General features: G+C 60.0%; 21 protein-coding genes and 3 pseudogenes. 5 read left to right on the top strand and 19 right to left on the bottom strand.

Translation table 11 applies throughout. The features are described 5' to 3' along the window. Positions 1-12 precede the first annotated feature (12 nt). Positions 13-696: a heme exporter protein CcmB gene (ccmB, locus tag ACWKV4_RS12265; protein ID WP_483832426.1), complete on the bottom strand. Its 684-nt coding sequence runs from the start codon at positions 694-696 to the stop codon at positions 13-15. After that, the gene (gene ccmA / locus ACWKV4_RS12260; RefSeq protein ID WP_483832427.1) at positions 693-1,322 is read right to left on the bottom strand and encodes a cytochrome c biogenesis heme-transporting ATPase CcmA; all 630 of its coding nucleotides are present in this window, start codon (positions 1,320-1,322) and stop codon (positions 693-695) included. The genes ccmB and ccmA overlap by 4 nt, the downstream gene beginning before the upstream one ends. 183 nt (positions 1,323-1,505) lie before the next feature. On the opposite strand from ccmA, the gene fliK reads away from it, so the two are divergent. Beyond that, positions 1,506-3,077: a flagellar hook-length control protein FliK gene (gene fliK / locus ACWKV4_RS12255; RefSeq protein WP_483832428.1), complete on the top strand. Its 1,572-nt coding sequence runs from the start codon at positions 1,506-1,508 to the stop codon at positions 3,075-3,077. Further along, the gene (locus tag ACWKV4_RS12250; protein WP_483832429.1) at positions 3,074-3,421 is read left to right on the top strand and encodes an EscU/YscU/HrcU family type III secretion system export apparatus switch protein; all 348 of its coding nucleotides are present in this window, start codon (positions 3,074-3,076) and stop codon (positions 3,419-3,421) included. The genes fliK and ACWKV4_RS12250 overlap by 4 nt, the downstream gene beginning before the upstream one ends. A 165-nt stretch (positions 3,422-3,586) precedes the next feature. Here ACWKV4_RS12250 and ACWKV4_RS12245 read toward each other — a convergent pair whose 3' ends face one another. Further along, on the bottom strand, positions 3,587-3,961 hold the full coding sequence (locus ACWKV4_RS12245; protein ID WP_483832430.1) for a response regulator: 375 nt from the start codon (positions 3,959-3,961) through the stop codon (positions 3,587-3,589). A 720-nt stretch (positions 3,962-4,681) separates the two neighbouring features. Between ACWKV4_RS12245 and ACWKV4_RS12240 the strand changes: the two are divergent. The 3 genes and pseudogenes from ACWKV4_RS12240 to ACWKV4_RS12230 all read left to right on the top strand — a co-directional run bounded on the left by ACWKV4_RS12240 (position 4,682) and on the right by ACWKV4_RS12230 (position 6,955). Beyond that, positions 4,682-5,657 (top strand): annotated as a pseudogene (locus tag ACWKV4_RS12240) (IS5 family transposase). A 93-nt stretch (positions 5,658-5,750) separates the two neighbouring features. Next, a pseudogene (locus ACWKV4_RS12235) lies at positions 5,751-6,002 on the top strand (EscU/YscU/HrcU family type III secretion system export apparatus switch protein); the annotation flags it as partial. Between the two features lie 179 nt (positions 6,003-6,181). Next, positions 6,182-6,955: an RHS repeat-associated core domain-containing protein gene (locus ACWKV4_RS12230; protein WP_483832431.1), complete on the top strand. Its 774-nt coding sequence runs from the start codon at positions 6,182-6,184 to the stop codon at positions 6,953-6,955. 68 nt (positions 6,956-7,023) lie between these two features. Here ACWKV4_RS12230 and ACWKV4_RS12225 read toward each other — a convergent pair. From ACWKV4_RS12225 to flhB, 16 genes and pseudogenes are all read right to left on the bottom strand, one after another. Then, positions 7,024-7,107: pseudogene (locus ACWKV4_RS12225) on the bottom strand (DUF2802 domain-containing protein); the annotation flags it as partial. Between the two features lie 283 nt (positions 7,108-7,390). Further along, positions 7,391-7,783: a DUF2802 domain-containing protein gene (locus ACWKV4_RS12220; RefSeq protein WP_483832432.1), complete on the bottom strand. Its 393-nt coding sequence runs from the start codon at positions 7,781-7,783 to the stop codon at positions 7,391-7,393. A gap of 1 nt (position 7,784) precedes the next feature. Next, entirely contained in the window at positions 7,785-8,264 is a 480-nt protein-coding gene (locus ACWKV4_RS12215; protein WP_483832433.1) for a chemotaxis protein CheW, read from the bottom strand. Positions 8,265-8,330: 66 nt separating this feature from the next. After that, positions 8,331-9,350 carry a CheW domain-containing protein gene (locus ACWKV4_RS12210; protein ID WP_483832434.1) on the bottom strand — a complete coding sequence of 340 codons (1,020 nt, stop codon included), beginning with the start codon at positions 9,348-9,350 and terminating at the stop codon, positions 8,331-8,333. A 1-nt stretch (position 9,351) separates the two neighbouring features. Further along, on the bottom strand, positions 9,352-10,140 hold the full coding sequence (locus ACWKV4_RS12205; protein ID WP_483832435.1) for a ParA family protein: 789 nt from the start codon (positions 10,138-10,140) through the stop codon (positions 9,352-9,354). 21 nt (positions 10,141-10,161) lie between these two features. Further along, positions 10,162-11,043 (bottom strand): flagellar motor protein MotD, encoded by an 882-nt coding sequence (motD, locus tag ACWKV4_RS12200; RefSeq protein ID WP_483832436.1) that lies wholly within the window; start codon positions 11,041-11,043, stop codon positions 10,162-10,164. 3 nt (positions 11,044-11,046) lie between these two features. Then, entirely contained in the window at positions 11,047-11,787 is a 741-nt protein-coding gene (locus tag ACWKV4_RS12195) for a flagellar motor protein (RefSeq protein ID WP_483832437.1), read from the bottom strand. Continuing rightward, a complete protein-coding gene (locus ACWKV4_RS12190) occupies positions 11,787-12,944 on the bottom strand; it encodes a protein-glutamate methylesterase/protein-glutamine glutaminase (RefSeq protein ID WP_483832438.1) in 1,158 nt (385 codons plus the stop codon). The genes ACWKV4_RS12195 and ACWKV4_RS12190 overlap by 1 nt, the downstream gene beginning before the upstream one ends. A gap of 46 nt (positions 12,945-12,990) precedes the next feature. Beyond that, positions 12,991-15,150, bottom strand: coding sequence for a chemotaxis protein CheA (locus tag ACWKV4_RS12185; protein ID WP_483832439.1), 2,160 nt, complete (start codon positions 15,148-15,150; stop codon positions 12,991-12,993). Between the two features lie 86 nt (positions 15,151-15,236). Then, complete coding sequence (locus ACWKV4_RS12180; protein WP_483832440.1) at positions 15,237-16,025, bottom strand: protein phosphatase CheZ; 789 nt, start codon at positions 16,023-16,025, stop codon at positions 15,237-15,239. A gap of 17 nt (positions 16,026-16,042) precedes the next feature. Then, positions 16,043-16,417, bottom strand: a complete 375-nt coding sequence (locus ACWKV4_RS12175) for a chemotaxis response regulator CheY (protein ID WP_483832441.1) — start codon at positions 16,415-16,417, stop codon at positions 16,043-16,045. A gap of 172 nt (positions 16,418-16,589) precedes the next feature. After that, positions 16,590-17,339 (bottom strand): RNA polymerase sigma factor FliA, encoded by a 750-nt coding sequence (gene fliA / locus ACWKV4_RS12170; protein ID WP_483832442.1) that lies wholly within the window; start codon positions 17,337-17,339, stop codon positions 16,590-16,592. After that, entirely contained in the window at positions 17,336-18,169 is an 834-nt protein-coding gene (gene fleN / locus ACWKV4_RS12165; protein WP_483832443.1) for a flagellar synthesis regulator FleN, read from the bottom strand. The genes fliA and fleN overlap by 4 nt, the downstream gene beginning before the upstream one ends. 203 nt (positions 18,170-18,372) lie before the next feature. Then, a complete protein-coding gene (flhF, locus tag ACWKV4_RS12160) occupies positions 18,373-19,698 on the bottom strand; it encodes a flagellar biosynthesis GTPase FlhF (RefSeq protein WP_483832444.1) in 1,326 nt (441 codons plus the stop codon). Between the two features lie 11 nt (positions 19,699-19,709). Then, the gene (gene flhA, locus ACWKV4_RS12155; protein WP_483832482.1) at positions 19,710-21,827 is read right to left on the bottom strand and encodes a flagellar biosynthesis protein FlhA; all 2,118 of its coding nucleotides are present in this window, start codon (positions 21,825-21,827) and stop codon (positions 19,710-19,712) included. Between the two features lie 238 nt (positions 21,828-22,065). After that, a complete protein-coding gene (gene flhB, locus ACWKV4_RS12150) occupies positions 22,066-23,217 on the bottom strand; it encodes a flagellar biosynthesis protein FlhB (RefSeq protein ID WP_483832445.1) in 1,152 nt (383 codons plus the stop codon). Positions 23,218-23,220 lie beyond the last annotated feature (3 nt).

Raw genomic sequence — 23,220 nt, 5'->3', positions numbered from 1 at the left:
CCATGAGGTTAGTCACTCGTTAAGGCCAATGCGCAAGCCAGCCACGATGGCCCACGGGCCAAGGGTGACGGCCAGGGCGCTGAGGCTGGCTAGCCACAGCATAAACCCCGCCACGGGCAGGCCGGACAGCGCCGCGCGCAACGCGCCAGCGCCGAGGATTAGCACGGGAATATATAAGGGCAGCACCAGCAAGGCTAGTAGCACGCCACCCCGGCGCAGGCTTAAGGTCAGTGCCGCGCCAATGGCGCCCAACAGAGTAAGTACCGGCGTACCCAAGGCCAGGCCCGCTACCAGAGTAGGCAGGCTATGCACCGGCAAGCCCAGCATCAGGCCCAACACCGGCGCCAGCACCGTAAGGGCCAGGCCGGAAAACAGCCAATGCACCGTCACCTTGGCCACGACCGGCAGCAGCATGCCATGGCGGCTCAGGGCCCACTGCTCCAGGGTGCCGTCTTCGAAATCTTCTCGGAACAGCCCGTCCATGGACAGCAACACCGCCAGTACGGCTGCCACCCACACCACCCCAGGGGCCATTTGCTGGAGCAGCGTGGGGGCGACATCGGTTGCCAGCGGAAACAACGTGGCCACCACGGCGAAGAACACCAAGGGGTAGCCCCACCCGGCGGGCCGTCGCGCCACCAGCAGCATCTCGCGGCGTAACAGGCTCAGGCCTACCGCCAAGCCGGTCGCGCTCATAACGGCGCCTCCAGCACCAGCTCACGGTAACGCGAGGGGCGCGTAGACAGGCCATGGTGCGCGGTAAACACCACCATGCCGCCGCCCTCGCAGTGGGCCGCCAGGTGCTTTTCGAGGCGAACCACCGTAGCGGCATCCAGGGCAGTGAAGGGTTCATCCAGCAGCCATAGCGGGGGCGGGTTCAGGTGCAACCGCGCCAAGGCCACGCGCCGCACCTGGCCGGCCGACAGGCTATGGCAAGGTTGAGCTTCAAAGCCGCTCAGCCCCATCTCCGCCAAGGCCGCATTGATGACACCGGGGGTTGCGGGCGTGCCCAGGGCGCAAAGTGCGGCCAGGTTTTCTTGCGGTGTAAGGCTTAAGGTGACGGCTGGCGCATGCCCCAACCATAGCAGGCTGGCCGCCAAGGCCCGCGCCGCGCCTGGCAAGGCGTGGCCTTGAAAACGTACCTGGCCGGCGCTGGGCGGTAGTAGGCCGCAGAGCATCCGCAACAGCGAGGTTTTGCCCGCGCCGTTGGGCCCACTTACCTGAAGCATGTCGCCTCCGCTTACGCTCAGGTTCAAGCCTTCGAACAGCAGCCGCCAGTCACGCTCGCAGGCCAGTGCCACGCCTTCCAGAACTGCAGTCACAATAAGCCTTGTGCAATGGAGGCGCTGTAAGGGGGTTCAAGTCCCCGCGCGCCGGGCCGATAGAAATAAGCAACGAACGCCCCGCGGCTGTTGCCTGGGCAGCGGGCGATTATACACAGTGGCGCCGCTGCTGAGCCTGGCGTACGCCCGGCCTGGTACTCGCACCCTTAGCGGTCATCAACCATGACAAATGAAATCAGCGCCGTCACTGCCGCCAGCCTGGCCGCCTCTACCCGTTCAGCCGCGGTGAGCGGAGAGCTGCTCAAGCTGCTGCAATCGGTGGACGGCCTGTTGGAGCCTGGGCAAACCGCCAAGGCTGAAGTGCTATCGATCAAACAGTTGCCAGCAGACTTCCAGCTGTTATTGAAACTGACCCTGGAGGGCGGCCGCCAGGTCACGCTGCAAGTGGGTGCCACCCAGCCATTGGCGGTAGGGACCTCCCTGCACGTGACGCGCATGCTCTCGGAACAGCTGTCCATAAGCCTCGCAGGCGCGCCACGCACCGGTTTGACCGAGTTGGATACCGCTCGGTTGCCGGTGGGTACCTTGTTGCAAGGCAAGGTTGTAACGTCGCTGCCGGTTGCCAGCGGTGACAGCCCTGGGCAATACCGCGCCATGGTCACCCTGCTCAATACGGCCCTGGCCGGGCAAACCCTGACCATCGACAGCACCCAACCCTTGCGCGTAGGCAGCCTGCTCAGTGCCCAGGTACAAGGCAGCCAGGCCCTAACGGTGGTTCAGTTGGGTGGGCAACTCGATGAGCTGGCCGTGGCCCAGCAACTTACTACTCAACATAGCCGCCAGGCCTCGCTGCAAAGCTTATTGGCGATCATTCAGGCGGGGCAAAACCAGGGCCAGCTACCCGCAAACGTGAGCGCCAGTGCCCAGGCGGTACTGGCCGCGCTACCCACCCTGCCAGACCTGACCCAGGCGGACGCTGTAGCCAAGGCCTTCGCCAGCAGCGGCCTGTTCTTGGAAGCCGGCCTGCTCACCGGCAGCCTGACCGCCCCTGAGCAGGACCTCAAAGGCGCGCTGTTGAGGCTGGTGGCGCACATTCTGCCCAACCTGCCCGCCAGCAACCAGCCCTTGAACCCTGCCACCCTGGCAACCATGGCCTTGGCCGCGCCGGGCTTTATTCGCAATGCCTTAGGGATTCTTGGGCAAGTGGGAGCCCGTACTCAACCCGGGCCAGGCTTTCCCTTGGCCAGCCGCACCCTGGCCAAGGGCGATGACGAAGATGACCTGCATGCCCTGTTGCGTTTAGCTTCCGCGGCACTGGCCCGGGTGCAGACCCACCAACTCGCCAGCCTGGAGCAAAGCGCCCCAGGCAATCACGCCGGGGTGCAGCACAGCTGGCAGTTGGAGATACCGATGCGGGCCTTTAATGACATCGTGCCGTTACAGGTGCGGGTGCAGGCCCAGGATGACCCCAGAGGCTATGAACAGGAACCGGAGCACGACGCCGAAGGCAACCGCCTGCCGCCGCGCAAGTTATGGCGCCTGGATTTAGCCTTCGACCTGCCACGCCTGGGCCCACTGCATGTGCAGGCCCAGCTGTTCAACAACAACCTGTCGAGCCAGGTATGGGCCGAATCACCCACCACCGTAAGCGTGGTCGAGCGCGAACTGCCTTGGTTCCGTGAGCGCCTGGTGGCCGCCGGGCTCGAAGTAGGCGACCTGGCCTGCCACAGCGGCCGCCCGCCCCAAGGCAACCGCACACGCCTCGAACAACGCTGGGTGGATGAAACCGCATGAGCAATCGCTACCCCCGCCAGGCCATCGCCCTGACCTATGACGGCACCCAGGCCCCTACCCTGTCGGCCAAAGGCAACGACGACCTGGCCGACGCCATCATCGCCATCGCCAAGGCCCACGAAGTGCCCATCTACGAAAACGCCGAGCTGGTGAAGATGCTTGGGCAACTGGAGCTGGGCGACAGCATCCCACGGGAGCTGTACCTGACGATTGCTGAAATTATTGCGTTTGCCTGGTACTTGCAGGGCAAGGTGCCGGCGGGGGTGGATATCAGCCCGGCGGCGAGGACGGAGCGGGATGTGACGCCGGTTGGGTTGTTGCCTCGGATAGGACAGAGCAGGTAGGCGTTGCCTTGTTGTTTGGGGCCTGTTCCAGTGCTCGGCTGGCACGCTCCAGGGTGTGTCGCTTAACGAACGGTGGCGCCCCCACCTTACCTTGGTGTCAAGGAAACTGCCGTCATCGTTGCGCCGATATCGGAGCGCGCCTACTCGCTTAAAGGCCCGTCACTGCTATGGACCAGAACAACACTGCTGCAATCGTGCTTCAACTGTTTCATACAGCATATCCAGCGTCCAGGGTTTGGGAATAAACGCTGACTGCTCCGGTAGGTCGTCAGACGATAAACGCCGGTGTCCTGAGGTCAAGACCACCGGCAGGTGTGGCCAACGGTTCCAGATGACGTTGGCCAGGTCCCAACCGTCAAGCTGTCCTGGCATGCGAATGTCCGTCAATACAAGGTTGACAGGCTCGGCCTCTTCCAGGATGTGCAACGCGGCATCTGCGCAAGGGCAAGCAATCACTTTTACCGGCAGCATGGATAGTGCTTCGGTGACTAACATCCGCAGGATGTCATCATCCTCGACAAGAAGAACTGTAGTACACATGAGCCTCTATTCCTGAAGTACTTAACTGTTCAGATAGCGGCTTATATAAATCGTTTTTAATCATTGGATAACAACTGATAGTCGGTAGTTATTATCGTCACGACAGAAATTTGACTTATCTTTTTTACAATAATAATTTATTGTGCGCAAAATATTGGATCAGCTAGCCGCTATAAACGGCTTATGGCGTACAACGGTAAAACGTTGGTGAGCTTGATGGAAACAAACGCTTAATGATTTAGCAAAAATCTTAGTGAGCCAGCTAAAATTTAGCTCGCTTTCTTGTGATACTGCATAAAAAGTTGCGACAGCCTTTGATGATAGTGATAACCGTCAGGGGTTAGCGAAACCGATGGAGCTTTGCCAGCCCTCTCAATAAGGACCAAATATTTGCAACTGATCAAAACCTTGAGTTCCAGAATATCGTCAAGGTTAAACTCAGCCCAGCGCCGGGCTTCTATGAAATCAAGCAAGCGCAGGTGTCTAAGATCATAAGCGTTCATGCTGTAGTCAAACTTCAAAAGGATGGATTGATTCCATTATGCCACCATCCATGACTGGTTGGTGATTCTCCGATAAAATGCACTAAAGTCATGCGCACTGTTTACTTTCCTTTGTAGGCCCCCTGGCAAAATTTCTAGGGATTCTCCGATCAAGTCTGCACACGTTCGACCACCTATGCCGAAATAACCCCTCCCCCCAGGCAAACCAACAGACCCCATGAGCCAGATGAGCTTTTCCGATTTTGAATACGCCGGTAAACGCAAGCAGACCCGCCGCGAGTGCTTTCTGACCGAATGGATCAGGTCATGCCCTGGGCAGGGCTGGTCGCGCTGATCGAACCGTACTACCTAAAAGCGGGCGGCGGGTGCAAGCCGTACCCACTGGAAACCATGCTGCGCATCCACCTGTTGCAGAACGGGTTCTCGCTAAGCGACCCGGCGATGGAAGAGGCGCTTTACGAGATCAGGCCGATGCGCCAGTTCGCCCGTCTCACACTCAGCGCGCCGATCCCGAAGACACCACGATCATGAATCCGCCACCTGCTGGAGAAGCATCAGCTGCCGGCCGGGATACTGCAGGTTATCAACGGTTACTTGCAGGACAAGGGCTTGTCCTTGCGCCAGGGCACCATCGTCGATGCCACGATCATCCATGCCCCAGCTCGACGAAGAACAAGGGCGGCAAGCGCGACCCTGAAATGCACCAGACGAAAAAGAGGGATCAGTACTTCTTCGAGATGAAGGCACACATCGGTGCTGCCGTGGAATCGGGCCTGGTGCACCACATTCACGGTACCGCGGTCAACGTGGCGGACGTCACCTAGGTGGTCGAACTGCTGCATGGCGAGGAGAATGCGGTCTACGCCGATGCTGGTTATACCGGTGTCGAAAAGCGGGATGAGCATGCTGGGCGTAAGGTTATCTGGCGGATCGCGGCCCGGCGCAGCAGCTACACCATGCTGTCCAAACGCAGCCTGATCTACAAGGGCAAGCGGAGGATCGAGCGGGCTAAGGCACAGACCCGAGCCAAGGTCGAACATCCGTTTCGCGTGATCAAGCGCCAGTTCGGTTACGTGAAAACGAGGTTCCGGGGGCTGGTGAAGAACACCGCGCAATTGACCACGTTGTTCGCACTGTCGAACCTTTGGATGACACGAAAACACGTAATGGGTTTGGGCGAGTTGCGCATGTAACACGGTAGATCGGGCTGAAAAGCCCGGTCAGCGGACTCAACGGGCGCTGGTGTGGCGAAAACTGACGGGGTTTAGGCCTTTCTGCGCTTGGGCGACTTCCGCGCCGAAGTTGCTCGGAGCTTCCCTAAAGCCCACGAAGTGCCCATCTACGAAAACGCCGAGCTGGTAAAAATGCTAGGCCAGTTGGAACTGGGCGACAGCATCCCACGGGAGCTGTACCTGACCATCGCCGAGATTATTGCGTTTGCCTGGTACTTGCAGGGCAAGGTGCCGGTAGGGGTGGATATCAGCCCGGCGGCGAGGACGGAGCGGGATGTGACGCCGGGTTGTTTATTGATTGAATAAAGCCTTGAGCAGCGGCGCATTAAAAGTAATAAGGCGCAGCTGGGCTGCACAGTATCAGCGCCAGACGTAGAAATGGCGTTGACCGTAGTAAAAGCGAGGTGATTACCTAACAGTTTGCCAGCTTATCCAGACAGCAATTACGGGGTTAAATGGTTTCGTATTTTCCGCAGGAAAACCTTATGACCACTACCTCTAATGCTTTGCCTACCACTCGGCTACAGGGTACCGATCTACTCGGCTCTGCTATTCAAAAACTCTCCACTTCCGGGCTTAGGCGTATTGCCTATACCCCTTTCGGTCATACCGCCGATCTTGGGGGCGGTAGCACAGGCTTTACTGGGCAAATGAAGGAGCCTGGTACTAAGAACTACATGTTGGGCAATGGCTATCGCGGGTACTCGCCCTCTCTGCTGCGCTTCACCGCAGCAGATGAACTAAGCCCGTTCGGCAAGGGTGGGCTGAATAGTTACAGTTACTGCTTAGGGCAGCCCGTTACCCGCAGTGATCCAAACGGCCAGTTTTCTCTGCTTTTAGGATTGGGCATATCCACAGCCTTTTTGGGAATAGGCGCGTTGATCGGTGGCAGTATCATGCACGAAAAGTCACCGTCTGACTTATCCCTAGGGCTTATAATCGGTGGTGGAGCGCTTGCTTTACTCGGAGCGGGCGCGATTGGAGTCCGGGCGCTTCGAGGTAGGGCGCCGTCTCAACCGGCGGTCTTGAATGGGATTAAGCGCACAATGCGTCTGAATCCAGATCCGAAGTTTAGACTACAGCCCTCTAAAAAAAATCTCTTCAGCCCAACCAGAGCAGACCGTAGCCGTGGTACCTACGAAATGCGAAATTTTGAGATGTCCCAGACGCATTCAAGAGGCTTCGATGGGAAATTTCTTCCATCCAAGGTGAAGGAACGCGATACCCGAGCTTATTGGGACAACACATCACGGATGTAGCCACATAAGCCGCTATCCATTGCAACGGACTTAAGCTTTAACAAGATATATCAATATCCGTTAGTGGACTATTTAGTACCATGCATCCGAATCATCAACTGCGCATCGGCCTGTGTCAACCCACAGGACTGGGTCAGTTCATCGATGCTCGCCAGTTCGCGGATACGTTGATCACGCACGGCGTCGCCGGCGGCATGTTCGACGGCCAGGCGCTGCTAAATGAGTTGGTAAGCGATAAACAGCACCACCGAACCGGCCTAGAGCGAAAACAGGCAATTAGGCGCTGATGAATCAATTTGAAACCGCCATTCGCCAGCTTGGCTCCTACAGGGGACGCCATGCCGTTTGATTTCGGTAGGTTGTTAACGTCAAGGTAGGCGCCAGCAGAGCTGGCGAATAGGGGCATCGAGATACGGGTGCACTGAGGTGTAGCCCTTACCCCCCATGCATCCGAGTCATCAACTGCGCCTCGGCCTGGGTCAATCCACAGGCCTGGGTCAGCTCATCAATGCTGGCCCCCATCTGCACCAGCTTGGCGGCCTGATCGAAGGAAAGACTATCCGGGTCGCGCTGTTCCAGTTGCAGGAGTTTGTCCGGCAAGGGCGCGACCACCGCGCGCAGTTCGTGAATGGCTTCACCCATGCGCACGGTGCCGTTCTGGTAGTCGTCCAAACGCTTGGCCAGCTCGCGGATACGTTGATCACGCACGGTATCGCCGGCGGCCTGTTCGGCGGCCAGGCGTTGCTGAGTGCGTTGGTAGGCGATAAACATCGCCACCGAACCGGCCCAGAGAATAGCCAGTACGATGACCGCGGCTTCTAGAATCAACTCAAATGTTCTCCAGGTCAGACCACTCTTCTTCGCTCATCATCTTATCGAGTTCGACCAGGATCAACAGTTCGCCGTTTTTATTACACACGCCCTGGATGAACTTGGCTGATTCCTCGTTACCCACGTTTGGCGCGGTTTCCACTTCGGACTGGCGTAGGTAAACCACTTCGGCCACGCTGTCCACAAGGATGCCGACCACTTGTTTGTCCGCTTCGATGATCACGATACGGGTGTTGTCGCTCACGTCGCTGGAGGCCAGGCCAAAGCGCTGACGCGTGTCGATCACCGTGACCACGTTGCCGCGCAGGTTGATAATGCCTAGCACATAGGTCGGCGCCCCAGGCACTGGGGCGATTTCGGTGTAGCGCAACACTTCCTGAACCTGCATCACGTTGATGCCATAGGTTTCGTTATCCAGGCGGAAGGTGACCCATTGCAGGATCGGATCCTCGGAACCCTGACCGGACGTTTTCTTCATACCCTCACCCCTCGCTCCCGCTCTCGCGGCTTGTTGTGCATGCCCTCGGCCAATCGGCCAAGGAAGTTATCGTTTACGGCCTTTAGCGGCCTCTGCCTTTGCCTTGGCATCGGCGGCCGCCTTTGCCCGACTCGCGGCGTCTTGCTCTTTAACCGCGCCACTGGCGATCATTTCAGCCAATTGCGCCACATCGACCAGCGCGCACATATGTTCGATCACGGTACCGGCTAGCCAAGGGCGTTGCCCACCCTGGCTGCGCCATTTGATTTCAGCCGGGTCCAGGCGCAGTGAGCGGTTTACCGCGTGCACCGCCAGGCCCCATTCGTAACCCTGTACGGAAATCACGTACTGCAGGCCCTGCTGGAAGTCGTCTCTGTAGCGGTCCGGCATCACCCAGCGGGCAGTGTCCAATACTTTCAAGTTGCCGTTGTGGCTGGGCAGAAGCCCCAGGAACCACTCTGGCTGGCCGAACAGCGGCGTCAATTCCTGGCCGGCCAGGGGGTAGATCGAGCCCAGGCAGACCAAGGGCACCGCCAGGGTTAGCCCGGCCACGTCAAACAGCAGGCACTCGAACGGCTCTTCACCCCAGGCTGGGCGGCCGGTTTTAGTGGGCGCTGTTGGGCCACCCCCGTGGGTTGTCAGGTTGATGGCCTGCACGGGTTCCGGTACTGAGGGCTGTGGTGTTGCTTCAGGTACTTCAGTCGCGACGGGTGCCAATGGCTCGGCTTCGATCTCAACCGGCGCCTGAGGCAACAAGCTAGGCCCGGTCCAGAGGCTTGGCCGGTCCAGCTCTTTGAGGGGCTCGGCGTGGGCCAAGGGCCTGACGTCCGGCGCCGTCGGTAGAGCCTTGGGCACCGGCATAGGGGCAGGCATGGCTTTAGGGCGGCTGGCATCGCGGGCTTGTTCTTCTCGCACTGCCGCCTCGAAATCATCCGCAGGCGCAAGCGCAATCACCGGCTCGGTAGCAGGCGCATTAGGCGACGAGGGTTCCTCTGGCGCCGCTTCAGTGGCCTCTTGCAGCAAGCCGTCCAGGTAGGCCTGCAACGCTTGCTGAGGGCGCGGAGGAATGTCCGTGGGTCGGCTCATGTCAGGCCACCTGGGTCTGCAACTGTTGAGCAAGCAAATGCTTGAGCAACGCCCGATAGGCAATCACGCCTCGGCTTTTGGCGTCAAACCGCGACGGCGCCAAGCCCGCACGGCTGGCGTCACGCAGGCGGGTATCGACCGGAATGTAGCCCTCCCACACGCTGTCCTGCCACCGGTCGCGCAGCACGCGCAAGGTACCCAGGGAAGCCTGGGTGCGCCTGTCGAACAAGGTAGGCACGATGCTATAAGGCAAGGGTTGCTTACGGGAACGGTTGATCATGGTCAGGGTGCTGATCATGCGTTCCAGGCCATTGACTGCCAGGTGTTCGGTTTGCACCGGTACCACCAATTGTTGACTGGCCGCCAAGGCATTAACCATCAGCACCCCCAATAAGGGTGGGCTGTCGATCAAGGCATAGTCGAAATCCTGCCACAGTTGTGCCAAGGCTTTGGCGACCACCAGGCCCAAGCCGCTTTGGCCCGGTGACTGGCGCTCCAACGTGGCCAGGGCCGTACTGGAAGGCAACAGCGAGATGCGTTCATCTGCGGTTGGCAACAGCAACTGGCCAGGCAGGCCTTCAGGCACGTTGCCTTTGTGCTGGAACAGGTCGAAGCAGCTGTGTTCCTGACTGTCAGGGTTATTGCCGAAATAGCTGGTCAGCGAGCCATGCGGGTCTAGGTCTACCACGACCACGCGCTTGCCTGCATCGGCCAACAGGCCCGCGAGCGCGACGGTGGTGGTGGTTTTGCCTACCCCACCCTTCTGATTGGCGACTGCCCAGACTCTCATGCGTACGGTCCTGATGACGGGTTACAACGATGGTGACGGGGTTTTGACGGGTTGCCCCTTCCCCGGCTGCGTTGTGTCGGACGGTGCACTTTGTGTGCCAGCCCGCTTCAAGGCGGCATCTGGCGTTGCATTGGCGGTGCCTGAGCCAGTCAGGCTGCGGCGCACCTCCAGGTTGCGGGAAATCACCAGCACCACCCTGCGGTTTTTCGCGCGTCCATCGGCGCTGTCGTTTTCCGCGACCGGCTGGTATTCACCATAGCCCACGGCGGCCATGCGACCAGGGTCGACGCCGTCCATGGCCAGCATGCGCACGATGCTGGAGGCACGGGCCGATGACAACTCCCAGTTAGTGGGGTACTGGGCGGTGCGAATGGGCTGGTTATCGGTGAAACCCTCCACATGCACTGGGTTGGCGAAGGGTTTAAGAATGCCCGCTACCTTTTCTACAATGTCAAAGGCGCGGTCACTGGGAATGGCATCGCCGCTGCCGAACAGCAGGCCAGATTTAAGCTCGATTTCGATCCACAATTCGTTACCGCGCACGGTGAGCTGATCGGCGGCAATCAAATCTCCAAAGGCATTGCGTACATCGTCGGCGATGCTCTGCAGCGGGTCGGCGTGGCCCACGGCAGCGTCCGGCTCAACGTTGTCAGTATTGAGTGGCATGGCCGGTTGCAACGCCCGTGGGCGCTCCTCGCCGATGTTGATCGGCTTGGTGCTGCGCTGCTGGTCGTTGAACACCCCCACCAAGGCATCGGAGAGGACTTTGTACTTGCCCTCGTTGACCGAGGAAATGGAATACATCACCACGAAAAAAGCGAACAGCAAGGTGATGAAATCCGCATAGGACACCAGCCAACGTTCGTGATTTTCATGCTCTTCGGTGACCCGGCGGCGACGCATCCGTTACTCCATGAAGCCTAAAAGCTTCAGTTCAATGGACCGGGGGTTTTCACCTTCCGCGATGGAGAGCAGCCCTTCGAGGAGCATTTCCCGATAGCGGCACTGGCGCTGAGCCAGCGCCTTGAGTTTATTGGCGATGGGCAGCAACACCAGGTTGGCTGACGCCACACCGTAGATAGTGGCGACGAAAGCAACGGCTATGCCACTTCCCAACTGCGAAGGGTCGGCCAGGTTGCCCATCACGTGAATAAGGCCCATCACCGCGCCGATGATGCCGATGGTGGGGGCATAACCGCCCATGCACTCGTACACCTTCGCCGCTTGAATATCCCGGGCTTCCTGGGTGAAGAAATCCAGCTCCAGGATACCGCGGATAGCTTCGGGCTCTGCGCCGTCCACCAACAACTGCAAGCCCTTACGGGCGTAGGTGTCCGATTCGCCGTCGGCCACGCTTTCCAGGCCCAATAAGCCTTCCTTGCGGGCCACCAGGCTCCAGCTCACCACCCGGTCGATCCCACCGGGCAGGTCGATACGCGGCGGAAAGAAGATCCACGGCAGGATGTGCAATGCCCGCTTGAAGGCATTGATCGGGGTTTGCAACAGCGCAGCGGCCAGGGTACCGCCGAGCACAATCAAGCCCGCGGGGCCATTGAGCAGCGAAGGCAAGTGGCCGCCCTCCAGGAAGTTGCCCCCCACGATGGCCACGAACGCCAGGATGATGCCGATCAGGCTTAACACGTCCATTACTGGCAAGCCTCCGTCAGGTACCGGCCCATGTCATCAAGGCTATACACCGCGTCGGCCAGGCCTGCCTTGGCCACAGCCATCGGCATGCCATAGATCACACTGCTGGCTTCATCCTGGGCCCATACCTGGCTGCCCACCTGCTTGAGCAGGCGCGCGCCTTCTCGGCCATCGGCGCCCATGCCGGTCAGCACTACGGCCAGTACCTTGTCGCCAAAGCTTTTGGCCGCCGAGCCAAAGGTGATGTCCACGCAAGGCTTGTAATTCAAGCGCTCGTCCCCTGGCAGAATCTTAACGGTACCGCGCGCATCGACCATCATCTGCTTGCCACCCGGGGCCAGCAACGCCAAGCCAGGGCGCAGCTGATCACCGTCCTCGGCTTCCTTGACCGAGATACGGCAGAGCTTGTCCAGACGTTCGGCGAACGCCTTGGTAAAGGCCGCGGGCATATGCTGGATCAACACAATGGGCGACGGAAAGTTGGCGGGCAACTGAGTGAGCACGCGCTGCAACGCCACCGGCCCGCCGGTAGAGGTCCCTATCGCCAACAATTTGTAAGCTTTGCGTTTGGGCGGGCCGCTGTTGGCTGGCGCGGCCGTGCCCGCGGGTGCCGGGGCTGGCCGCGCGGCCGGGGCAGGCGCGGCGCCCGGCCGCGGTGGGACACGTGGCGCCATCGGTTCGCGGGTTACACGGGGATCACGGGCGGGCGCCACGGCTGGTGTGCTATGACCCTGTGCGGCCGACGCGCCTGCGCGACGGTTGCTGCGGGCGATGGAATTGACCTTCTCGCACAGCAACTGGCGAACTCTGTCCGGGTTTTTGGAGATGTCTTCAAAGTTTTTCGGCAGAAAGTCCACCGCGCCCGCATCCAGGGCATCCAGGGTAACCCGGGCGCCTTCATGGGTGAGGGAGGAGAACATCAACACCGGTGTAGGGCAGCGCTGCATGATATGGCGGACCGCGGTGATGCCATCCATCATCGGCATCTCGTAGTCCATGGTGATCACATCAGGCTTGAGCGCCATGGCCTGGTCGATGGCTTCGCGGCCATTGCTGGCGGTACCGACCACCTTAACGTTGCTATCTTGGGAAAGAATTTCCGTAAGGCGGCGGCGGAAAAAACCCGAATCGTCCACCACCAGGACTGTGACTGCCATAGTTACTCCATTACAGGCCGCCGGCTTGCACAGCCGGCGGTGGTAGTCAGATACGCCGTGCGGCGTAGCGCTTGAGCATGCTCGGAACGTCCAGGATCAGGGCAATACGGCCGTCACCGGTGATGGTGGCGCCGGACATGCCGGGGGTGCCCTGAAGCATCTTGCCCAATGGCTTGATCACGACCTCCTCCTGCCCCACCAGTTGGTCCACCACAAAGCCGATGCGCTGGGTACCTACCGAGAGAATCACCACATGCCCTTCACGCTGCTCGCTGTCCTGAACGCCTGGCACCAGCCAGCGCTTGAGGTAAAACAAGGGCAGGGCCTTGTCGCGCACGATAACCACTTCCTGCCCGTCTACCACGTTGGTGCGAGAGAGGTCCAAGTGGAAGATCTCGTTCACGCTAACCAGCGGGAAGGCGAAGGCCTGGTTGCCCAGCATTACCATCAGCGTAGGCATGATGGCCAAGGTTAGCGGTACCTTGATTACGATCTTCGATCCCTGGCCCTTGGCCGAGTAGATGTTGATCGAGCCGTTGAGCTGGGAAATCTTGGTTTTAACCACGTCCATGCCCACGCCACGGCCGGACACGTCAGAGATCTCGGTCTTGGTTGAGAAGCCCGGCGCGAAGATCAGGTTATAGCAATCGGTCTCAGACAACCTGTCGGCGGCGTCCTTGTCCATCACGCCCTTCTCTACCGCCTTGGCGCGCAGTACTGCCGGGTCCATCCCTTTGCCGTCGTCGGAGATCGACAGCAGAATATGGTCGCCCTCCTGCTCGGCCGATAGCACCACCTTGCCTGAACGGGGCTTACCGGCCTCGTCGCGCTCAGCGGGCATTTCCACGCCATGGTCAACGGCGTTGCGCACCAAGTGGACCAACGGGTCGGCCAGGGCCTCGACCAGGTTTTTATCCAGGTCGGTTTCTTCGCCCACCAGCTCCAGGTTGATTTCTTTCTTAAGCTGCCGGGCCAAATCGCGAACCAGGCGCGGGAAACGCCCGAACACTTTCTTGATGGGCTGCATGCGGGTTTTCATTACCGCGGTTTGCAGGTCGGCAGTCACTACGTCCAGGTTGGAAACAGCCTTGGACATGGCCTCGTCATTGCTGTTGAGGCCAAGGCGCACCAGGCGGTTACGCACCAGCACCAGTTCGCCCACCATGTTCATGATTTCGTCCAGCCGGGCGGTATCTACCCGCACGGTGGTTTCCGCTTCGCTGGCGGCGGGCTTTTCCGGCGGCGGCGCAGGCCGCGCTGCTGGGGCAGCGGCAGGCGCGGCGGCCCGCGCAGGCTCAGCTTTGGCCACCGGCGCCGCGGCAGGCGCAGGGGCGGCCGCTTTGGGGGCGGCGGCAGGCGCCGGGGTGGTTCCGGTGTCTGCACCTTCGGCGCTGAACTTGCCCTTGCCGTGAAGTTGATCCAGCAGGGCTTCGAATTCGTTATCAGTGATCAGGTCACCACTGGCTACCGCTGGCGCGGCAGGTGTAGCAGTGGCCTGGGGCGTGCTAGGCAGGTTATCCGCCGCGAAGCTGCCTTTGCCGTGCAGTTGGTCGAGCAACGCCTCGAACTCAGAGTCGGTGATTTCGTCCGAGCTGGTACCTGACGCGGCAGACACGGCGGCAGGGGCAGCAGCGTTGGGGGCGAACTGGCCTTTGCCGTGCAACTGATCGAGCAGCGATTCGAATTCCGAATCAGTGATTTCATCACCCTCGACCGTGGCCTCAGCCGTGCTGTCCAGGCTGTCCATCAAGGCATCGAAGCCTGCATCGGCCATCGGTGCCGGTGCTGGCGCCTGTGCCACCAGCGGTTGGGCGCCGGCTGGTTCGGCTAGGCGAGCCAGTGCGGCCAGCAGTTCAGGCGTGGCGGGGGTCAGCGGCGCACGTTCACGCACTTGGCCAAACATGCTGTTGACGGTATCGAGTGCTTCGAGCACCACGTCCATGAGCTCGGAGTCAACCCGGCGCTCACCTTTACGAAGGATGTCGAACACGTTTTCGGCGATGTGGCAGCATTCCACGAGCTCATTGAGCTGAAGAAAGCCGGCGCCGCCCTTGACGGTATGAAAACCACGAAAAATCGCATTGAGCAGGTTCGCGTCATCGGGTCGGCTTTCCAGCTCTACCAATTGCTCGGATAACTGCTCGAGGATCTCGCCGGCCTCTACCAGGAAGTCCTGGAGGATTTCTTCATCGGCGCCGAAGCTCATGTGGGTGCTCCCTGGGGTTCTTAGAAATGACATCCGGCCTGGATGGCGCGCGTTAGCACCTGTTCGACGAACCTGCTAAACCCGCGTCAGAAGCCCAGGCTGGAAAGCAGATCGTCCACATCGTCCTGACCGGATACGACGTCTTCACGCTTATCGGCATGGATCTGCGGACCTTCACCCCGAGAGGTGTCTTTTTCAGGATTTTTTTCCTGACGCATGCTTTCGGCGTCGTGCTCGATGCCCGCGAACCGGTCTACCTGGCTGGCCATGAGCACCAGCTTGAGCAGGTTAGATTCCACGTCGGTGACCAGGGTCGTCACCCGCTTGATCACCTGGCCGGTGAGGTCCTGGTAATCCTGGGCAAGCAAAATATCATTGAGATGAGAAGAGAGCGCGCTGGCGTCGCTTTCACTGCGCGCCAAAAAGCCATCCACGCGCTTGACCAGTTCGCGAAACTCATCGGCCTGCACTTCGCGGCGCATGAACCGCTGCCAATCGGCACGCAGTGCCTTGGCGTCTTCTTCCAACCCATGGACCACCGGCGTGCTTTGCTCTACCAGGTCCATGGTGCGGTTGGCGGCGTTTTCCGTCAGGCGCACTACGTAGTCCAGGCGCTCGGTAGCGTCGGTAATCTGCGACACCTCCTCGGCCTTGGGAGACCGTGGGTCGATCTGGAAATTGACGATGGCGCTGTGCAGCTCGCGGGTCAGCTTGCCCACTTCCTGGTACAGGCCACGATCCCGGGTCTGGTTAAGCTCGTGAATCAGCTGCACCGCTTCGCCAAACTGGCCTTTTTCAAGGCTGTCGACCAATCGGCGGGCATGGGTTTTCAGGGTGTTTTCAAACTCACCCAACGGCAGATTTCTGGACTCCATAGCGCCCCCTGGCGGCCTTAGCTGTTCACGCGTTCGAAGATTTTTTCAATCTTCTCTTTAAGGACCTGTGCGGTGAATGGCTTGACCACATAACCGTTGACCCCGGCCTGGGCCGCTTCGATGATCTGCTCGCGCTTGGCTTCGGCGGTGACCATTAGCACGGGAAGGTGCTTGAGGCGGTCATCGGCACGGACCTGGCGCAGCAGGTCGATGCCTGTCATGCCTGGCATGTTCCAGTCGGTGACCAGGAAATCGAAACTGCCGTTTAGCAGCATCGGCAAAGCAGTGACGCCATCGTCGGCTTCGGAGGTATTCGTAAAGCCCAGATCGCGCAGCAGGTTTTTAATGATCCGCCGCATCGTCGAGAAATCGTCAACGATGAGGATTTTCATGTTCTTGTCCAAGTAGACCTCCAAGCAGTCTCAAACACGCCCGCTCCGGGACGCGCAATCAATCGAATTCGTTATGTATGCGCTACACCCCGCAACAAGAGGGCCTGCCCGCGACCAGCCACAACGCCAAAGCGAAGACCATCGCGAGCAAGCCCTACTGTCACGGCACTGTTTACCGCGCGGCGGCCCGCCATTCGCCAAGGCGGCTGCGCAAGCGCGCGGCGCATTGGCTGTGTAGCTGGCTCACCCGGGACTCACTCACCCCAAGCACTTCGCCGATTTCCTTGAGGTTAAGCTCCTCGTCGTAATACAACGCCAGCACCAGGCGTTCACGTTCCGGCAAGTTGGCGATGGCGTCGGCCAAGGCTGTTTGGAAGCGCTCGTCCTCCAGGCCTCGGGCCGGTTCGCCACTACCACTGGCGCCGTGTTCGTGCAGCCCTTCATGCTCGCCGTCCTGAAGCAGGTCGTCAAAGCTGAACAGGCGGCTGCCCAGTGTGTCATTGAGGATCGAATAATATTCATCGATCTTCATGTTGAGTTCGGCAGCAACCTCGTGATCTTTAGCGTCACGCCCGGTTCGCGCTTCAATCTTTCTGATTGCCTCACTCACGGTGCGGGTATTGCGGTGTACCGAGCGCGGTGCCCAGTCGCCTTTACGTACTTCATCGAGCATGGCGCCGCGAATTCGAATGCCGGCGTAGGTTTCGAAACTGGCCCCTTTGCTGGAATCGTATTTGTTGGCGACCTCCAGCAGCCCGATCATTCCCGCTTGGATCAAGTCCTCCACCTGAACGCTGGCCGGTAGCCGTGCCAGTAGGTGGTAGGCGATCCGCTTGACCAAAGGGGCATAGCGCTCGATCAGTTCATGCTGCTGCGATTGCCGAGAAGCATTGTTGTACATCCGGTATCCACTGGCGCTCATGAGACAGGCCCCGCACTGGTTTGCTGTACCAAACGTTCGACGAAGAATTCCAAGTGCCCCCGCGGGTTGGCGGGCAGCGGCCAGGTATCCACCTTCTGGGCGATGGCCTTGAAGGCCAGAGCGCATTTCGAGCGTGGGAAGGCTTCGTACACAGCGCGTTGCTTCTGTACGGCCTTGCGCACGGTTTCGTCATACGGCACCGCGCCCACATATTGGAGGGCGACGTCCAGAAAGCGGTCCGTCACCTTGGTCAGTTTGGCAAACAGGTTCCGCCCTTCCTGAGGGCTTTGAGCCATGTTGGCCAGTACACGGAAGCGGTTCATGCCGTAGTCACGGTTAAGCAGCTTGATCAGCGCGTAAGCGTCGGTGATGGAGGTAGGTTCATCGCACACCACCAGCAACACTTCCTGGGCCGCACGGACAAAGCTGACGACCGAATCACCAATCCCGGCCGCGGTATCGATCACCAGCACATCCAGGTTGTCACCGATTTCGCTAAAGGCCTGGATCAGCCCGGCATGCTGCGCGGGGGTCAGGTGCACCATGGTCTGGGTACCGGAGGCCGCGGGCACGATGCGAATGCCGCCCGGGCCCTGCAACAGCACGTCGCGCAGATCGCAGCGGCCCTCGATCACGTCGGCCAGGGTGCGTTTAGGGGTAAGGCCCAGCAGCACATCGACGTTGGCCAGGCCCAGGTCAGCGTCCAGCAGCATCACCCGCCGGCCGAGTTCGGCCAATGCCAATGAGAGGTTCACTGACACGTTTGTCTTGCCGACGCCGCCTTTGCCGCCGGTCACCGCAATCACCTGTACGGGATGCATGCTGCCCATTCGTTTTTTACCTTGTCACTGAGACGCTGGCTACACCACCGCCGGGCCGCCCTTGTGGCGAACCGGCACGACAACACCGTTGCACACCTAAGTGCTTCGACGGCTTGCCGCGCGTGATGCAGGTAGGTTTCAAACCATTCAGCAAGCCCTTTGGCCTGCTGTCGCGCAACCACTTGCGCATGCATTCATTCATTGTCATGCCCTCAACCCGCGCGCTTGCTAGGGCTGTGATACAGGTCGGCGAACATGTCGGCCATGGCCTCCTCGCTCGGCTCTTCCTGCATCTGGACGTTCACCGCGCGGCTCACCAACTGGTGCTTGCGGGGCAGGTGAAGGTCGTCTGGAATACGTGGGCCATCGGTAAGGTACGCCACCGGTAGCTCATGGCTGATGGCCAAGCTCAATACCTCACCCAGGCTCGCCGTTTCGTCAAGCTTGGTGAGGATACAGCCTGCGAGCCCACAGCGCTTGTAACTATGGTACGCGGCCGTTAATACCTGTTTCTGGCTGGTAGTGGCCAGCACCAAGTAATTGCGCGCCCGAATGCCCCGCCCGGCCAGGCTTTCAAGTTGCAGCTTAAGGGCCGGATCGCTGGCTTGCAGGCCAGCGGTATCGATCAGTACCACGCGTTTGCGCAGTAGCGGCTCCAAGGCTTGAGCCAGGGATTGGCCTGGGTCGACGTGAGTCACTGAAACGTTAAGGATGCGGCCCAGGGTTTTGAGCTGTTCCTGGGCGCCGATGCGGAAGCTGTCCATGCTCACCAGGGCAATGTTCTGCGCGCCGTACTTGAGTACATAGCGCGCCGCCATCTTGGCCAGGGTGGTGGTTTTACCCATGCCTGCCGGCCCAACCACGGAAATAATCCCGCCCTCTTCCAGAGGCTCCAGGTCTGGGGTGGAAATCATCCGCGCCAGGTGAGCCAGCAACATGCGCCACGCATGGCGGGGCTCATCAATGTCCCCCACCTGTGCCAGGAGGTCCCGGGCAATGGGGCCAGACAGGCCAATGCGTTGCATCTTGCGCCACAGCGTAGCTTGCTCGGGGCGGCTACCTTGCAACTGAGTCCAGGCCAGGGAACCGAGCTGGACTTCCAGTAGCTCGCGCAGGCCCGAAAGCTCGGAGCGCATGGAGTCGAACAGGCGTTGGTCCACGGCGGCAGGTGCGGGTGCCGCGAGCGCGGCAGGCACACGGGGTGCTTCGTCGAGGGTGGGTTCGATCAAAGGCTCGGCGGCGGTCAGGGGGAGGCCTGCGAACAGCTGGCGGTTGTTCACGCCATCGGTGTTGCCACGGGTGTCCAGCTCAGCCTGGGCCGAGACGATACGCGACTGCGTCTTGCGCAGCTCGTCTTCGAGTTCGATGTTAGGCACCCGAGGCGCCAGCGCCGACAGCTTGTAATCCAGCGCAGCGGTGAGCTCCACGCCGCCTGCGATCCGGCGGTTACCGATAATCGCAGCGTCAGCGCCCAGTTCGTCACGTACCAATTTCATGGCTTGACGCATATCCGCGGCGAAAAAACGCTTCACTTGCATATCCCGCTACCTCAGCCGTTGGGCCCTACTGTCGCTACGATCGTGACTTGCTTGTTATCCGGTATTTCTTGGTACGCCAACACATGCAGGTTTGGTACAGCCAACCGGCCAAAGCGCGACAACATGGTCCGGATCGGCCCTGCAACCAACAATATGGCAGGCTGGCCTTGCATTTCCTGGCGTTGCGAGGCTTCGATCAACGACCGCTGCAACCGCTCCGCCATGCTCGGCTCCAGCAAAACGCCATCTTCCTGGCCTTGCCCCGCCTTCTGAATACTATTGAGCAATATCTGTTCCAACTTCGGTTCCAAGGTGATCACTGGCAGCTCAGACTCAGTCCCTACGATACTTTGCACAATTGCCCGGGATAACCCGGCCCGAACTGCTGACACCATAGCGGCGGTATCTTGACTCCTGGCCCCGCTATTGGCGATGGCTTCGGCAATACTGCGGATATCCCGCACTGGCACCTGTTCGGCCAACAGCGCTTGCAGCACCTTGAGTAAAGCAGACAAGGTGATCAGGCTTGGCACCAGTTCTTCGGCAAGCTTGGGCGAACCCTTGGCCAATACTTGCAGCAATTGCTGTACTTCTTCATGCCCAATCAATTCATGGGCATGCTTTTGCAGGATTTGGTTCAAGTGGGTTGCAACCACCGTGCTGGCGTCCACCACGGTATAACCCAAGGACTGCGCCTGGGCCCGGGCGCTGATTTCGATCCATACCGCCTCCAAACCAAAGGCTGGGTCCCGGGCCTGGATACCATTGAGCGAGCCGAATACCTGGCCAGGGTTGATGGCCAGCTCCCGATCCGGATAGATTTCCGCCTCGGCCAGGATCACCCCCATCAGCGTCAAACGATAGGCGCTCGGGGCCAGGTCCAGGTTGTCCCGGATGTGCACCGTTGGCATCAGAAAACCCAGGTCTTGGGACAGCTTCTTGCGAACACCTTTGATACGGGCCAGCAGTTGGCCGCCTTGGTTGCGGTCCACCAGTGGAATAAGCCGATAGCCGACTTCCAGGCCAATCATATCGATGGGGGTAACGTCGTCCCAACCCAGCTCCTTGGTTTCCTGGGACCGCTGGGGCGAAGGCAGCAATTCCTGCTGGCGTTGTACTTCAGCCGCCGCTTCGACTTTGATCTGATTCTTTTTCTTCCACAGCAGATAGGCACCGCCACCCGCGGCGGCGGCCAATGACAAGAAGGCGATATGGGGCATGCCTGGCACCATGCCCATGACCGCCATCAGCGCAGCGGACACGCCCAAGGCCTTGGGCGAATCGAACATCTGGCGGCCAATCTGCTTGCCCATTTCCTCAGAGCCCGAGGCACGGGTCACCATGATCGCGGCGGCGGTAGACAGCAGCAGAGAAGGCAACTGCGCTACCAAGCCATCACCAATCGTCAAGAGCGCGTAGGTAGTACCGGCGTCGGCAAAGGTCAGGCCGTGCTGGAGAATACCGATGGCCATACCGCCGAGCAGGTTGATGAACAGGATCAACAAGCCGGCGATGGCGTCACCGCGCACAAACTTGCTGGCACCGTCCATCGAGCCGTAGAACTCGGCTTCTTGGGCGACTTCCGCGCGGCGATGCTTGGCAGCGGCCTGGTCGATCAAACCTGCGTTGAGGTCGGCGTCGATGGCCATTTGTTTACCGGGCATGGCATCGAGGGTGAAACGCGCGCTCACCTCGGAAATCCGCCCCGCGCCCTTGGTGACCACCACGAAGTTGATGATCATCAAGATGGCGAACACCACGCCACCGACAACGTAGTTACCGCCGATCACAACCTCACCAAAGGCCTGGATCACCTTACCCGCGGCCTGATGGCCTTCGTGGCCGTGGAGCATGACCACACGGGTGGAGGCTACGTTCAACGCCAGCCTGAGCAGGGTGGCCACCAGCAGGATGGTCGGGAACACCGCAAAGTCCAGAGGCCGCATGGCGTAGACACACACCAACAGCACCACCAGTGACAGCGCGATGTTAAAGGTAAAGAAAACGTCCAGCAGAAACGGCGGGACGGGCAACATCATCATTGCCAGCATGATGAGCAACAGCAACGGTACCCCAAGGTTGCCTTGACTCAGGCTCCGGGCGTTGCTCAGTAATTGTGTGCGATCCACCGCCATCTAGTATTCCCCACAAACATTTGACGCTCATGCGTGCTAACGGGGGCAGTGCAAGAAGCTCTCCAGTTTTGGCAATCGCTGCCGAGGAGTGTTCAATGGCTGGATAACGGTTCGTCTATTTGAAAAGCAACTTACTGATTTATCAGCGGTAGGAGCCAGCAACGCTGGCGAACGCGGTGTTGATGATTGCGCGGCAGAGTCGGTGAAATCTGTTCGCCAGCTTGGCTGGCGCCTACAAGGGCTCGCCGCGTTCATCGCGCTTGAGCTCATCGGGAATGGGCATGTCCTTGGGCGGCTCGGGCCGCTTGCCTTGGCCGGGGCGGAATTGGCGGATCTGGTACACGTAGGCCAGCACCTGCGCCACGGCCAGGTACAGCCCTGAAGGAATCGGTTGATCCAGCTCGGTGGAGTAGTAGATCGACCGCGCGAGCGCAGGCGACTCCATGATCTGCACCTGGTTGGCCACGCCGATTTCGCGGATCTTCAGCGCCAGCATATCCACGCCTTTGGCCACCAGCATCGGCGCGCCTCCCGTGTCGGCGTCGTACTTGAGCGCCACGGCAAAGTGGGTGGGGTTGGTGATGATCACATCCGCCTGGGGGATATTGGTCATCATGCGGCGTTGGGACATCTCCCGCTGCAATTGGCGAATACGGCCTTTCACCTCGGGCCGGCCCTCGGAATCCTTATGCTCGTCGCGCACCTCCTGTTTGGTCATCTTGAGCTTTTCCTTGCCTTGGTACAGTTGCAAGGGCACATCGATGGCGGCAATGATCAACAGCCCCATGGCCATGTACAGGGCGCTCCACCCCACCAACTGAATGGAGTGCATGATGGCTTTTTCCATGGGCTCGTGGGCAATGGCCAGCAGTTCTGGCTGGTCGCGCTTGAGTACCCAGACCGCCACGGCCATGGTAATGGCGAACTTGCCCAGGGCCTTGAGCAGTTCGCTCAGGGCATGCTTGGAAAACATGCGCTTCAAGCCGCTGGCCGGGTTCATGCGGCTGAATTTCGGCGCCATGGAGCCTGCGGCGAACAACCAGCCGCCCAGGCAGATGGGGCCAATGATAGCCGCCAGGATCAACACGATCATGATGGGCTGAATGCCCTGCAGCGCCATCTTTCCGGAGCTGAACAGAAACAGCGCCATCTGGTTGGTATCGGTCAGCACGTCGCGCTTGAGGGTAAAGTTGTACTTCATGATCGCCATCAGCGCTTCGGCCAGGGCACCGCCGAACGCCAGCACAGCCCCAATGCCCGCCAGCATGACCACGAACGTGTTGAGCTCCTTGGAACGGGTGATCTCACCCTTTTCACGGGAGTCTTTCTTTCGTTTGTCCGTGGGGTCTTCTGTTTTGTCCGCGCCGCTTTCGCTTTCCGCCATGGC

Source organism: Pseudomonas artemisiae (genome assembly GCF_057128685.1).
This window is presented reverse-complemented; position numbering and strand designations above follow the sequence as displayed.